Genomic DNA, 13,963 nt, shown 5'->3' on the forward strand with positions numbered 1-13,963 from the left:
TGACGGTATAATTTCTTAATTTTGAACTTTGGTTAGCCTTAAGGTTAACCGGGGAAATCAAGTATAAACAGAAGGCATGCTCTTTGCGCATGCGCTTCATACCGATACCATGCAACACAAACTCAACCTGTACAACACGCTCACGCGCAAAAAAGAACTGTTCGAACCGCTGCACGCACCCTTTGTGGGGATGTATGTCTGCGGGCCGACGGTATACGGCGAGCCGCACCTGGGCCATGCCCGCAGTGCCGTTACCTTCGACGTGCTGTACCGTTACCTCAAATACTTGGGCTACAAAGTGCGCTACGTGCGCAACATCACCGACGTCGGTCACTTGGAGAATGACGCCGATGAGGGCGAAGACAAAATACAGAAAAGAGCCAAGCTGGAGCACCTCGAGCCAATGGAGGTCGTGCAGCACTATACCAATGTGTACCAAAAAGACATGGCCACGCTGAATGCCAAGTCGCCTGACATAGAGCCGCGTGCCTCCGGTCACATCATCGAGCAGATCCAGATGATAGAGGAGATACTCGCGAACGGGATGGCCTATGAAGTGAACGGTTCGGTATACTTCGACGTGCCCGCCTACAATAAGGACCACAACTACGGCAAGCTTTCCGGTCGCATCATCGAGGATTTGCTGAGCAACACCCGTGATACCGAGGGCCAGGGCGAGAAGCGTTCGCCGGTGGACTTTGCTCTCTGGAAAAAAGCATCGCCGCAGCACATCATGCGCTGGCCTTCGCCCTGGAGCGACGGCTTTCCGGGCTGGCATCTCGAGTGCTCGGCCATGAGCCGTAAGTACCTGGGCGAGACCTTCGACATACACGGCGGCGGACTCGACCTGATGTTCCCGCACCACGAATGCGAGATCGCGCAGAGCCAGGCGAGCAACAGTCACTCCGATGCCGCCCGCTACTGGGTGCATAACAACATGATCACGGTGAACGGCCAAAAGATGGGCAAGTCGCTGGGCAACTTCATCAACCTGAGCGAACTCTTTAGCGGCAATCACCAGATGCTGGAGCAGGCTTACAGCCCGATGACCATCCGCTTCTTTATTCTGCAGGCGCACTACCGCAGCACCCTCGACTTTAGCAACGAGGCGCTGCAGGCCGCCCAGAAAGGGTACAGAAAGCTGATGAACGGTATGCGCGTACTCGAGAAGTTGAACTACCCGGAAGAAGGTATAGGTACCCCGGATGAGAAGCTGAACGAAGAGCTGCTGAAACTGACAGAGGAGTGCTTCCGTGGCCTGAACGACGACCTGAACACGGCACGCGCGATCGCTTCGCTTTTCAACCTGCTCAAAAAGATCAACAGCCTATACCTGGGGCAGCTGCCGATCGGGGCACTGACGCGCGGCACTTTCGATACCATCCGCACGACCTATACCGAACTGGTAACCGATGTGCTGGGTCTGAAAGATGAACCGACTGCCGATATGGAGCAGATGCTGGAACTGGTGCTTGGCTTTTACAAAGAAGCAAAAGAGAACAAGGCGTATGACAAGGTAGATGCTATCCGTGCCGAACTGAAGAAGCAGGGAATTGTGATCAAAGACTTGAAAACCGGAATTGACTGGGCTTATGAAGAATAATATGAAGCTACTGGCCATGCTGCTGTTTGGTGCGATGGGCCTTAACGGCTGCGACTCTTCTGGAAACGGAGGCAATACCGAACGTGTGGCGACCACCGAAGTAGAGGAAGCTGTGGTGCAGGCGCCTGAGTTTAACGCCGATTCTGCTTACCACTTCGTGGACCGGCAGGTGGCTTTCGGGCCGCGTGTGCCGAACACAGCGGAGCACTACAAAGCAGGAGAATGGCTGATCGAGACGCTGCGCAGCTACGGGGCTGAAGTACAGGTACAGGCCTTCCAGGCGCGTGCTTTTGACGGCACCATGCTCAACCTGCGCAACATCATCGGTACCATTAACCCGAACGCGACGAAGCGGGTACTGCTGGCCGCGCACTGGGACACACGCCCCTTTGCCGACAAAGACACGAAAGACCAGAACAAACCCATTGACGGTGCCAACGACGGCGGCAGTGGCGTAGGCGTGCTGCTTGAGATTGCCCGGACCATACAGGCCGCAGAGCAGAAACCAGGTATAGGCATCGACATCATCTTCTTTGATGGAGAAGATTACGGACGGCCGGACAACAGCGATCACCCCTACATGCAGGACGACTGGTGCCTGGGGTCGCAGCACTGGAGCAAGAACAAGCATACCCCGAATTACAAAGCGAACTACGGCATCCTGCTCGACATGGTGGGCGCCGAGAATGCCAAGTTTGCCCGCGAAGGCACCTCCATGCAGTATGCCCGCAACATCGTAGACAAGGTATGGCGTGCCGGCAACCGCATTGGCTACTCCGACTATTTTAAGTATGTGAACGCCCCGGCCATTACCGACGACCATTACTACGTGAACACAGTGGGCGGCATCCGCATGATCGACATCATTGAGTATAACATGGCGAACCAGGACGACTACTTCGGCCACTACCATCACCGCCATACCGACACGATGGACATCATCAGCAAAAACACTCTGAAGGCAGTGGGCCAGACCGTGCTGCACGTGCTCTACAACGAGTAAGGCTATACCTGACCAACAAAAAAAGGCGCTCCTTGGAGCGCCTTTTTTATTTTTTCACGACGGAGGGCAGCACGTTGTCTTCCGTCATTTTCTGCACCGTGAGTTCAGCAAACTTGCTAGCTGCCTTGCGGAGGCTGCCAGGGCTGTGTGACTTGGATTGGGCTGACCAAACCAGCCGGTCAGAACTGACATCGTAGAGGTTGGTTTCGAGGTAGTATACCTTGTCTTCGGTGTAGTAGCCGGGGTCGTAGAGGGTGGGATACCAAAAGGTATAGTATCCTCTGAAACTGCCATACCACATAAAACGTGTCATAGGGCGATACCCCATGCTGCCAGGCACGTAACGGGTTTCGGTTTGCTCGTCTACCAGGGCGGCGGTGAGGATGGCGTCATGGCCGTTTTCTTTAATGCGCTCCATGAGCAGGTTGACATCGGGCTGGGCTTTAGCGGCAGCGGTGGGCGGGAACAGTTCCATGCTGCGGGTAGCCTGAATGCCGCGCATTTGCAACTGATTCACCAGGTCATTCTCTACTTCCTGCCGGGCCAGCACATTATCGGTGAGGGCTGCCACAACAACATGCCGGTAATTCTGGGCTTCGATCTCCGGGCTTTTCCAGGAGCCCAGAATCTGTGTGGAAGAAGAGCAGGCGGCTATACCTACCAACAGGAGTAGCAGAGGCAGCCAGGCATTTGAAGGAAGTTTGTGTTTCATGTCCATATCGCTAACGTGCTTGTAATTAATGCTTTGTATAACGAGTGTGAGATTGATTTAGATTTAAGAGAGAACCAGTTATAGCCTGGCCCTGCACAGGCAGATGTGGATAGCGTGTTATTTAGTGTCAGGCATAGGGTAACATTTTAGCGAAGTATGCGGTATGTTGGGGCAGTATACCCGTGCTGGCAACAGAAGGCGTGATAATTTCTGGAGTATTCAAAAAGCATTATATATTTGTCCTACAATTCAATACATCCCTTTATAAAACTTTAAAAAATGTCGTACGATAACATCGTTTCCTTACTGGGCTCTGAAGCGGAGAGCCTGCTTCAGTATGAAAGCAAAACAATTTCCAAGGACCTGCTCCACGCACCGGGCCCGGATTTTGTGGACAGAATCTTTGTGCAGTCGAACCGTAGTCCGCAGGTATTGCGCAGCCTGCAGCAACTGTTCAATCACGGCCGTCTGGGAGGTACTGGTTACCTGTCCATCCTACCGGTAGACCAGGGCATTGAGCACACAGCGGGTGCCTCTTTTGCCCCGAACCCGATTTATTTCGACCCGGAGAACATCATCAGACTGGCAATGGAAGGTGGCTGCAACGCCGTGGCGACTACCTTCGGTAACCTGGCCATGATGTCGAGAAAGTATGCGCACAAGATCCCGTTTGTGGTGAAGATCAACCACAACGAGCTGATGACCTACCCCAACAAGTACGACCAGATCATGTTCGGCTCCGTGGACGAAGCCTGGAACCTGGGTGCTACGGCCGTGGGTGCTACCATCTACTTCGGTTCTGAGGAATCTTCCCGCCAGATCATTGAGGTGGCTGAGGCGTTTGAGAGAGCGCACCAGCTCGGTATGGCCACGATCCTGTGGTGCTATACCCGCAACAACGCCTTTAAGAAAGACGGTGTGGACTACCACGCAGCCGCTGACCTAACGGCGCAGGCCAACCACCTGGGTGTCACCATCCAGGCCGACATCATCAAGCAGAAGCTGCCGGAGAACTACGGCGGCTTCAAGGCAATCGGTTTTGGCAAGACCAACGAAAAGATGTACACTGATCTGACAACCGATAACCCGATCGATCTGACCCGCTACCAGGTGGCTAACTGCTACATGGGCCGTGCCGGCCTGATCAACTCCGGTGGTGAGTCGAAGGGCGAGTCGGATCTGGCGGATGCGGTGCGTACAGCCGTTATTAACAAGCGTGCAGGCGGTATGGGCTTGATCTCAGGCCGCAAGGCGTTCCAGAAAGACATGAAAGTTGGCGTGGAGCTCCTGAACGCGATTCAGGACGTATACCTGGCCAACGACATTACACTTGCGTAATCTACTATAGCAGAACTGCTGATTATTAACTAATTTTACAGCCTGCTTTGGAAAAGCTCTTTTGTGAGTATTCCGGAGCAGGCTATATTTGTGCCCGAATCTGCCCGAAGTTGGAGAAGAGGAGTGTGGCGGAACAACCATTTAATGTGCAGCATGCACGACCGATACGATTATGATGCCTTGGTTTAAACGAGTAGAAAAAGGAATTAGCACGCCGACAGAGGAGAAAAAGGAAACTCCGGATGGTTTGTGGTATAAGTGCCCGGAATGCAAAACGGTGACGAGCATGACCGAGCACCGCAAAAACCTGAAGACCTGCGTGAAGTGCAACTACCACGACCGGATTGGTTCGAAGGAGTATTTCGCCATCCTGTTCGATGATAACAAGTTCACAGAGATGGATGAGGATATGAGCTCGGGTGACCCTCTGAATTTTACAGACTCTAAGCCATACCCGCAGCGTACTGTTGAGACCCAACGAAAGACCGGGCTGAAGGACGCCGTGCGGACTGCCTATGGCAAGTCCGGAGGCAGGGACATCACCATCGCCTGTATGGACTTCGCCTACATCGGCGGCTCAATGGGATCTGTGGTGGGCGAAAAGATTGCCCGCGCCATTGACCATGCCCGCAAAACGCGCACTCCTTTTATGATGATCTCAAAATCCGGTGGTGCCCGAATGATGGAGGCTGGCTTCTCACTGATGCAGATGGCCAAAACCTCTGCCAAACTGGCGCTCCTCTCAGAAGAGAAACTACCTTATATTTCTTTGCTCACAGACCCGACTACAGGTGGTGTAACCGCATCATACGCCATGCTGGGCGACTTCAACATTGCCGAGCCGGGTTCCCTGATCGGTTTTGCCGGACCACGTGTTATTAAGGAAACGATCGGGAAAGACCTGCCAAAGGGCTTCCAGAGTGCAGAGTTCGTGCTGGAGCACGGCTTCCTGGACTTTATAGTGGACCGCAAAGAACTGAAGCAGCGCCTCGTTGACCTGCTGGGTATGATCATGCCGGCCGCAGAAGAAAGTAACGGCACCGCCAAAACTCAGAAGGCAGCCAAGTCATCGTAGGCAGATTGCATAAAATTTGGCCAGAAAGAGCCTGTCAGTGTCGCTGACAGGCTCTTTCTGCTAGTACTCAAACATGAAAGAATATAAGCGGAACAGGTACATTCGAACCTTTTAAGCTTGTGAAAGTAATAGTTTGGGTAAAGCACAATATTGTGCCTAATTTTGGCATTAGTATTGCGAAAGCACAAAAGCAAGGCAACACGAAACTTGTATTAACCAATACTACCATCAACCAAAAACCATTTATTTAAATTTATTTCAAGACTATGAAATTAGTAAAACTATCGTTGACATCGATGCTGGCTGTAACCATGCTGTTCACTTCGTGCCAGACTACGGCTCCTACCACTTCCGGTACCGGCGACACGTCCACCACAACAGGCAACAGAACTGACACCAGCACTACCGGCACAAACACCACCGGCCAGGAAAAAACAGGTATGAACAAAACCACCAAAGGCGGTATCATCGGAGCTGGCTCCGGCGCTGTAGTAGGTGGTATCATCGGTAACCGCATGGGCAATACCGCTGCGGGAGCCATTATAGGTGCCGCCGTGGGTGGTGCCACAGGTGCCGTTATCGGACGCCGTATGGACAAGCAGGCTGAAGAGCTGGAGAAGAGCATGGAAAATGCCAAGATCGAGCGTGTAGGTGAGGCCATCCGCATCAACTTCGACTCAGGTATCCTGTTTGCCGTGAACTCTGCTGAACTGAGCGCCAATGCCAAGAAAGACATTGACGGCCTGGTAACAACACTGCAGAAATACGAAGGCACCAACATCATCATCGAAGGCCACACCGACAACACCGGTAGCCGTGAGCTGAACCAGGGGCTGTCAGAGCGCCGTGCACAGGCTGTTGCCAACTATGCCCGCACCAAAGGTGTAGATGCATCGCGCATGCAGGCGAAAGGCTACGCGTTTGACCAGCCAATTGCCGACAACACAACAGCTGCAGGCCGTTCACAGAACCGCCGCGTGGAGATCATCATCATCGCAAGCGACGAGCTGAAGAAGGCTGCTGAAAACGGTGAGATAAAATAAGGTATCAGGTATAACATCTGAACGGAAGCGCCTGTTGGGTATACCTGACAGGCGCTTTTTTGTGCACCAGATTTTAGCAGGGAACCCCTCTGGCGGGCTGCAAAAGCCGTCTTGGTAACTGCTTTTGAATATTCCCCAGGTAGTTTACGTATATACTTTGCCTAATGTAGACTATTGGTAGGGTTGTTGTATTGTGTTGCTTTACAGTATGTTATGTATTATGATTGGTATAACTGCTATATGTAAATACAACATTTTAACACGTTTGGAGTATTAAGTGCTTAATCTGACAACTATAATTGAAAATTAAAAAACAAAGACAATGAAACATATCAGAATTTATTTGGCGGTACTTGCCGTTTTCGGTTTGTTATTTACTTCCTGTAATGCCAGCCGCACGGCCAAAGGCGGCGCCATCGGTGCCGGTAGTGGTGCCGTAGTGGGTGGTGTGATCGGTAAAGTGGCTGGTAACACGGCGGCAGGTGCCATTATAGGTGCAGCAGTGGGTGGTACAGCCGGTGCCCTGATCGGTCGCCACATGGACAAGCAGGCGGCAGAGCTGCAGCGTGACCTAGAGAACGCTAAAGTAGAGCGTGTAGGGGAGGGTATCAAAATTACTTTCGACTCCGGCATCCTCTTCGATGTGAACTCTGCTCAGCTGCGTGCGAACGCACAGACGGACATCCAGCAACTGGCCACTACGCTGAAAAAGTACGAAGACACGAACATCATCATCGAAGGCCACACCGACAACACCGGTAGCCGTGAGCTGAACCAGCGTCTGTCGGAGCGTCGTGCCGAGTCGGTGGCGAGCTATACTACCCAGCAGGGTGTTTCGCGTAACCGCATCACAACGCAGGGCTGGGCTTTCGACCATCCGGTAGGAGACAACTCTACAGCAGCCGGCCGTCAGGCTAACCGTCGTGTAGAGATCGCCATCTTTGCAAACGAGAAAATGAAGAAAGCCGCTGAGCGCGGGGAATTGTAAGCATTCGATCGCCTAAAAAAAAGCCAGCTATGCCGATTCAGGTATAGCTGGCTTTTTTTGTTAGCTTTTAGTGCCAGCAGGTTGCCGGCGTTTGCGGAGGACCAAGGCTGACCCGATGGCTATGATGGCTCCCAGGAAGGCGAGCATCATGTCTTTTTGCGCGTCCCAGATATCGCCCTGCATCCCCAGGTAGGCCATGCCCTGTTCATCCCCCTTATACACCAGGTCGGCCACCAGCCATTCCACGATTTCGTAGACCGCGCTGAGTGCCAGAACAAGCGACAGCGTGAGCACGCAGCTTATAAATACGCTCAAACTGAAGCCCCGCCTCGCCACTTCATAGAGCGGGTAGGTGAGCATGAGCCCAAAACCGAAGTGCACCAAGCGATCGTAGTGGTTGCGCTGGAAATTGAAGGGCTCTTTCATCCACTCGCCAAAGGGGTTGTCGGCATACTGGTAGTGGCTGCCGTACACGTGCAGCATCATAAACAGAAAGATCAGGGTATAGCTGGTGTCGGTGAAGCGGAAGATGTTGTAAAAAGCCGCCAGCAGGATCAGCACGGAGAGGGAGAGCGAGTTTTCAATGAGCCAGTTGAGCAGATCAGGCGTTGTGAGGCCGGTGTAGGCCAGGAAAATCACGAATATGGAGGTATAGGCTATGTGCAACGGCCTGCGCAGAAAAGGCAGTTTGTTCTCGGTGCGGAAAGTCATTGTAAACGTCATGTGCCAACGGGTTTATGCGGGACTACAGCATTAACCTTAATTTGATACACATGTTTTGCCTAATTGGATACAGGCTTTTCGAAAAGCTTCAGGCCAGCAGGTCTTTCTGATAGAACACGAGTCTGATCGGGTTGTCCTCCGGGTTCTGGGTCGGGTCACAGTGGTAGCCGAACATCTCGACGCCATTCATGTAAGGGAGCAGCTTTTTGTAATAGGTATGGCCCGTGTTTTCGGGGTTGAAGGTGATGTCGTGGTACACGCAGGTCGGCAGCGAAGGCATGCGGCTCAGTCTGTCGAACAGCACGTCGGGCTTGCCCAGGTCGCCGGAGTATACGATGCGGCTGTTTTCTTCTTCGAAAATGTAGGCAAACGACTGCAGCCCTTCTGAGTGCATGCCGTAGGTATCGACCGCCTTTATACCTTCAAAATGCTCAAGTGGCACAAACTCAGCATACTTATCCGGGTTCTTCACCTGTATTTTGAGGAACTCGTATACCTGCGCCTTAAACTGATCGGTTGGGTACAGGATGATTGGTTTCGGTGCCTTATCTACCACATGTTTGTGCAACAGCAGGTTGGCCAGGCTCCCGCAATGGTCGTTGTGCAAGTGTGTGAGCAGGATATGATCTACCCGATGCACCAGGTTTTTGTGCACCAGCGTCTGGTATACCGTGAAACCGCAATCGAGCAGGACACACTTTCCCCGTACAGTTACCAGGGCGGCAGAGTTCAGATAATCGATGTCAAAGGCACCTCCTGTTCCTAAGAATTTAATTTGCATAGAGTGAAAGCTAATGCCGTTTTGGGCTGGGACTAAGGGTATAGCGGGAATTGAAATAAATTGTTGTAGTATAATACAATTTTTCTGGGCAAATGTTTGAACATGCAACCTTAGCCTTTCTCAGCCAATTTTGACGGAAACGCCATTTGCATAAAGCCGTTAATTAAGAACTGGTTAACCCACATGCGCTATGGAAGGATACGAACTACCTGCTGAGGAGAAAATAATGATTACCCACGAGTTGCTGAATCAGGAGTACAAGCCCCTCAGGCTTGATCCGCGCCGCAGCCACATGCACGAGCTGATTTCGACCATGCTCTCGCATCGTACCAACCACAAAGACGAAGAGCAAGCTTTTTATACCATGATGGAGCGATTCGGGGACTGGGAAGGCGTAATGAACGCCCCTTTTGATGATCTGGCCGATGCCATCAGCACGACGCGCTACCCGGGGCAGAAGGTGCCGCAAATACAGGAGACGCTGCGCATCATCAAAGAGGAGCGGGGCGAGTTCAGCATCGATTTTCTGGAGCAGATGCCGGTGGAGGAAGCCATTGCCGGGCTGACGCGCCTGCCGGGCGTGGGGCTGAAGACGGCAACGCTCGTGCTGCTCTTTAACTTCAAAAAGCCGGTGCTGCCTGTGGATACACACGTGTTCCGGGTGAGCCAGCGGGTGGGGCTGATCGGAGCCAAGGTCACGGCCAACAAAGCCCACGACATCCTGCTCGACATGCTGCCCAAAGATGCGGTGGTGCTCTTCAACTTCCACAAGCACCTGCTCAAGCACGGACAGCAGATCTGCACCTGGTCCTACCCCAGGTGCGAGAAGTGTGTGCTGAACGGAATTTGCAATTACTACAACCAGGTACGGGCGAAGGGAATTGACAAGGCTGCCTGAGGAAGACTGTACCTTGTAGCAGCCTTTAACCGGAAGACAGGTATAGGTATAGGTATAGGTATAGGTATAGGTATAGGTATAGGTATAGGTATAGGTATAGGTATAGGTATAGCGGCTATACCTATACCTGATCAGACGCTTCAGTTATCTACCTCGCTCAGCACAGGCCGGGTATCCTGTTTGTCGCGTTTTTCATACTGTACCTGAAACGCTGACAGGTTGGGTTTGAACTTGCGTTCTCTCTTCAACTCGTGTTGGTAAATGATCTGCCCCAAGTGGTAGAGGAAAGGGTAGCCGAGCGTGTCGTAATCATATTTGCCATCGTTCAGCACGTCGTCGCTGTTCACATATACCGTGGCCGTGAGCATGTACTCCACCTGGTTTTCAAAATCCGCCACATACGAGACATCTGTCAGGAAACCATAAGACCAACCCACTTTGTTGAACACCCGCACATGCTCGGGCATGCGGTGTGTGTTATCCCGGAAGAAGAACTTCACATAGCTGTCATAAAATAGGGTGGTATCGTACTTGGGGTAAGGCGTTTCGGAAGGGTACTGCGACAGGTAGCGGTACAGGAAATCGTAATCGTCTTCAGTGAGGTTGAAGCGTTGCTTTTTGGGTACGGAGGCCGGAAACATCACCGACTGCAGGAGTTGCTGCAGATCCTCCAGCGGGAGCTTGTTGTGCAATGTAAAGTCAAACGGTGCATGTACCAGGGTGTCGCGGCTGTCGTAATGCGCTTTGCCGAGTTTGATAACCTCGCTGAAGTCAATGGAATCAGTGTTGTAGAGCGCCGGCTGAGAATACCGGGTGCTGCCATCTTCATTTAAAAAGCGAACGGGGTTTGAGTGGCGGTTTTGCTCTGTCGTGAAGCCCATGAACTGGCGTACAATGCGGGAGTCTTTGTAGCCTTTCCGGTGGAGGTTCCGGTTAACTTCCTGCTGGCCTACAAACTGGTACAAACGGTTGTAAGGGTCGTTTTCGCTGATCAGCAGGGCCCGTTTGATAAAATGCGCGATGGAGGGCAGGCCAGTGGCCGAAGAAGCGTCTGTGTAAAGCGATGTCTGCCCCACCTGGCTGCTGTCAAACACAACAGGCGTGTGCTTGTCTATACCTTTCTTTCGGAGCGTGTTGAGCTTCTCCAGCGCCATGAAAGCCAGTGGCAGCTTAACCGTAGAGGCCGGGTTGAAGTAAAGATTGGGGTCGTGGTTGAAATAGTGGTTTTTGAAAGAAGGCTTGTTGTGCTTATCGCGGTTGATCTCGGTATAGATGATCTGCACGCGGTATTTTTCCGGGTCGCGGAGCAGCACGTTTACACTGTCGTTGGCTGCTTTTGTCAAAAGCTCCCTCAGAAAATCATCAGTTCTTTTTTGAGCCATAGAAGATTGATAGATGCAGAGCATCAAAGCTAAAAGAAGTAAACGTTTGGTCATATGATGCCTGAGATTTGTTCAGAATTTGTAACAGATGCTCTCCCGAACAGGTAAGGTCGTTTCATTCTAAGAAAACACGCTCAAATTTACTGTCATTCTGTTAAGAAACTTGGTTAAAATAGAGGGCCCCTTCCCCCGGGAGGTTAAGCCCATACTATTTGCTACCAAGATCCTTCCAGGATGACAAAAAAAGTAGAATGAAAAGGCCCTGCCCGAACAGGGGGCATGTTTTACTGGTTTAAAGAACAGCGCTAAACTAACTATCAGCTGGTTTCAAGCCAAAGTTTTTCAACAGCCAGGTATAGCATTCAGCACGCCTTTTGAGAGATCTCATACCGCTACAAGTGAAGTTTCATCATGATATCGGTTTGCTCGTCATCACCTAGTTTGAAAACATGCTTGTCAAACTCAACAAAGCCATTCTTCTTATAAAAATGGATCGCTCTTGGGTTTTCTTCCCAAACGCCCAGCCAAACATACCCGGCCTTCATTTGCCGTGCCATATGGATGGCATGATCATAAAGCAGTTGCCCCACACGTTTCCCGTGATATTCCTTCAGCACATAGATCCGCTCTATTTCAAGACCGTTATCGTCTTTCAGTTCCGTCTGCGCAAGGCCGGAGTTCACTTTTAAGTAACCGACTACTCTATTGTCAACTGTCGCGAAATAGAACTCTGAGTTTTGGTCACTGAGTTCAGCCGTCAGTTTTTCAACTGCTAATTCTTCTTCCAGATACTTTTTCATATCCTCTGCCGAATTCTTAGCTGAGAACGTTTCAGAAAAGGTCTGTCTGCTGATTTGTTGCAGTTGGTCAAGGTCGTCTTGCGTGACTCTTTTTATTTCACAATTCATCAATTCTTTTTTGCTCCATGGAAAGCTGGAAGATGCAAAGACGTAATGCTAAGAGAAGTAAATAGCTGTAGGTATAGCGAACGGGGCGGTACTGTAAAATTTATCCCTACAGGTAAGCCGCATTCTCCTCAGCTTCTCGGGGCATAGTAAATAATGCAGACGCCTAACAGGGCTATCAAGGCTCCGATGATGTCGTACTTGTCAGGCGAATAGTCGTCGAATTTCATTGACCACAGCAAGGACATGACAATGAAGACCCCTCCATAGGTAGCATAAACTCTGGCGAAGTTCTGGGTTTGAAAGGTTGCTACCACTCCGTAGAGCGCCAGAATTATTCCGCCTGCCAGGCCATACCAGGCCGGCTTTCCTTCTTTCAGCCAGAGCCAGATCAGGTAGCCACCGCCTATCTCGCAGAGCCCTGCCAGTATAAAAATCGGAATTGATTTTAGAAAAGTCATCTCAAGTTGGGTTATGCTTACAAATTACTGGTTGTTCTTCTTGTCTTTTTAGGCTGCCTATACCTGCTCTACAGAAGTAGCCGTCAATCCTGTCTGCCTGGTTGAGTCTATTCCCCAGAAGGGACCTTGCCCTTCTCATACTCCTGTTGCAACCTGGTCTTTTACATACAGTTAAGCCTTCCAATCGCATCTCAGTGTCAGGCTAGCTATTGCGGGAAGCTGGTTTTACCCCAAAGTATTTCCACAGGTATACCTCGTATTCAGTTGCGTCTTTCAACGTAATTTCCCTGGTAAGGTCACCTTCTTTTAGCTTGAGTTTGTTCTCTGTGAGTGTGATGCGGCCTTGTTCGGTGGGGCGCGTGATCATGCTGCGCTGCCTGAAGTGGGAACCGGGATCGGTCTGGTGAAAGTGACACATGCCGGCAAATTCATCAAACGCCCTTTCAGTTTTTTGGAAGATGTATTCGGGCAGGATCTCGCCCTTCTCAACGCGACTTACCCGGTAATAGCTTTCATCATACATGTCGAAGACGTAATTGCCCCGCGCATCAGCTTGTACCTTGTTCAACTCCATCTTCAGTGGCGCAAAACTAAATTCCCCGAACCCGACATCGGTCAGATACTCTTCTCCCGCTATGGTTACCAGCAAGGCCAGATGATCATACTCCGGGGAGTAGGTGCCATCGCTGCTGGAATAGACTTTTGCAGAAATCCGCCTGACCTCAAAACCGAGAGCCCTGAGTAATTCAAAGTACAAACCGTTCAGTTCGTAGCAGAAACCGCCTCGCTTCTGCAGCACCACCTTGTCAAAGATCTTTTCAGCATCCAGTTCGATCGCAATACCGTGGTGGATGTCCAGATTTTCGAAAGGAACAGCTAACAAATGGCGCTTCTGCAGTTGCTGTAGCACGGCAAGGATCGGCTGCAGTTTCCCGGTGTATCCGATGCGCTCCAGGTAGGCGGTGTAGTTCATGTGCTTTGATGTTATGCTCTTTTCTTACAACAGGTATAAGCTTTTTACTCAGTAAGCTATACGTTCTGCCATACCCTG

Annotated in this window: 14 protein-coding genes; 7 read left to right on the top strand and 7 right to left on the bottom strand. The window is 51.2% G+C overall.

Annotation, left to right across the window (positions count from 1 at the left end; genetic code table 11):
- Positions 1-109 precede the first annotated feature (109 nt).
- Both cysS and Q4E40_RS17850 read left to right on the top strand, forming a co-directional pair.
- A complete protein-coding gene (gene cysS, locus Q4E40_RS17845) occupies positions 110-1,603 on the top strand; it encodes a cysteine--tRNA ligase (RefSeq protein ID WP_303414070.1) in 1,494 nt (497 codons plus the stop codon).
- The gene (locus Q4E40_RS17850) at positions 1,593-2,606 is read left to right on the top strand and encodes a M28 family peptidase (RefSeq protein ID WP_303414072.1); all 1,014 of its coding nucleotides are present in this window, start codon (positions 1,593-1,595) and stop codon (positions 2,604-2,606) included. The genes cysS and Q4E40_RS17850 overlap by 11 nt, the downstream gene beginning before the upstream one ends.
- 46 nt (positions 2,607-2,652) lie before the next feature.
- On the opposite strand, the gene Q4E40_RS17855 is transcribed toward Q4E40_RS17850, so the two are convergent.
- Positions 2,653-3,318: a DUF4136 domain-containing protein gene (locus tag Q4E40_RS17855; protein WP_303414073.1), complete on the bottom strand. Its 666-nt coding sequence runs from the start codon at positions 3,316-3,318 to the stop codon at positions 2,653-2,655.
- Positions 3,319-3,597: 279 nt separating this feature from the next.
- Here Q4E40_RS17855 and Q4E40_RS17860 point away from each other — a divergent pair, with 279 nt between their 5' ends.
- From Q4E40_RS17860 to Q4E40_RS17875, 4 genes are all read left to right on the top strand, one after another.
- Positions 3,598-4,656, top strand: a complete 1,059-nt coding sequence (locus Q4E40_RS17860; RefSeq protein WP_303414074.1) for a class I fructose-bisphosphate aldolase — start codon at positions 3,598-3,600, stop codon at positions 4,654-4,656.
- A 175-nt stretch (positions 4,657-4,831) separates the two neighbouring features.
- Positions 4,832-5,731, top strand: coding sequence for an acetyl-CoA carboxylase, carboxyltransferase subunit beta (gene accD / locus Q4E40_RS17865; protein ID WP_303414332.1), 900 nt, complete (start codon positions 4,832-4,834; stop codon positions 5,729-5,731).
- A 296-nt stretch (positions 5,732-6,027) separates the two neighbouring features.
- Complete coding sequence (locus Q4E40_RS17870; RefSeq protein ID WP_484573336.1) at positions 6,028-6,774, top strand: YiaD family glycine zipper/OmpA-like lipoprotein; 747 nt, start codon at positions 6,028-6,030, stop codon at positions 6,772-6,774.
- Positions 6,775-7,096: 322 nt separating this feature from the next.
- On the top strand, positions 7,097-7,762 hold the full coding sequence (locus tag Q4E40_RS17875) for a YiaD family glycine zipper/OmpA-like lipoprotein (protein ID WP_303414076.1): 666 nt from the start codon (positions 7,097-7,099) through the stop codon (positions 7,760-7,762).
- A 60-nt stretch (positions 7,763-7,822) separates the two neighbouring features.
- Here the strand turns inward: Q4E40_RS17875 and Q4E40_RS17880 are convergent, their stop codons facing one another.
- Positions 7,823-8,485, bottom strand: a complete 663-nt coding sequence (locus Q4E40_RS17880) for a DUF2238 domain-containing protein (RefSeq protein WP_303414077.1) — start codon at positions 8,483-8,485, stop codon at positions 7,823-7,825.
- Positions 8,486-8,573: 88 nt separating this feature from the next.
- Positions 8,574-9,266, bottom strand: coding sequence for an MBL fold metallo-hydrolase (locus Q4E40_RS17885; protein WP_303414078.1), 693 nt, complete (start codon positions 9,264-9,266; stop codon positions 8,574-8,576).
- Positions 9,267-9,456: 190 nt separating this feature from the next.
- Here Q4E40_RS17885 and Q4E40_RS17890 point away from each other — a divergent pair, with 190 nt between their 5' ends.
- Positions 9,457-10,164, top strand: coding sequence for an endonuclease III domain-containing protein (locus tag Q4E40_RS17890; RefSeq protein ID WP_303414079.1), 708 nt, complete (start codon positions 9,457-9,459; stop codon positions 10,162-10,164).
- Between the two features lie 140 nt (positions 10,165-10,304).
- Here the strand turns inward: Q4E40_RS17890 and Q4E40_RS17895 are convergent, their stop codons facing one another.
- The 4 genes from Q4E40_RS17895 to Q4E40_RS17910 form a co-directional block, all read right to left on the bottom strand.
- On the bottom strand, positions 10,305-11,546 hold the full coding sequence (locus Q4E40_RS17895; protein WP_303414080.1) for a serine hydrolase: 1,242 nt from the start codon (positions 11,544-11,546) through the stop codon (positions 10,305-10,307).
- 392 nt (positions 11,547-11,938) lie between these two features.
- Complete coding sequence (locus Q4E40_RS17900; RefSeq protein ID WP_303414081.1) at positions 11,939-12,454, bottom strand: GNAT family N-acetyltransferase; 516 nt, start codon at positions 12,452-12,454, stop codon at positions 11,939-11,941.
- A gap of 128 nt (positions 12,455-12,582) precedes the next feature.
- The gene (locus Q4E40_RS17905; RefSeq protein WP_303414083.1) at positions 12,583-12,912 is read right to left on the bottom strand and encodes a YnfA family protein; all 330 of its coding nucleotides are present in this window, start codon (positions 12,910-12,912) and stop codon (positions 12,583-12,585) included.
- A gap of 202 nt (positions 12,913-13,114) precedes the next feature.
- On the bottom strand, positions 13,115-13,885 hold the full coding sequence (locus tag Q4E40_RS17910) for an arylamine N-acetyltransferase family protein (RefSeq protein ID WP_303414084.1): 771 nt from the start codon (positions 13,883-13,885) through the stop codon (positions 13,115-13,117).
- Positions 13,886-13,963: the final 78 nt, after the last annotated feature.

The organism is Pontibacter coccineus, assembly GCF_030546575.1.
GTDB classification, from domain to species: Bacteria; Bacteroidota; Bacteroidia; order Cytophagales; family Hymenobacteraceae; genus Pontibacter; species Pontibacter coccineus.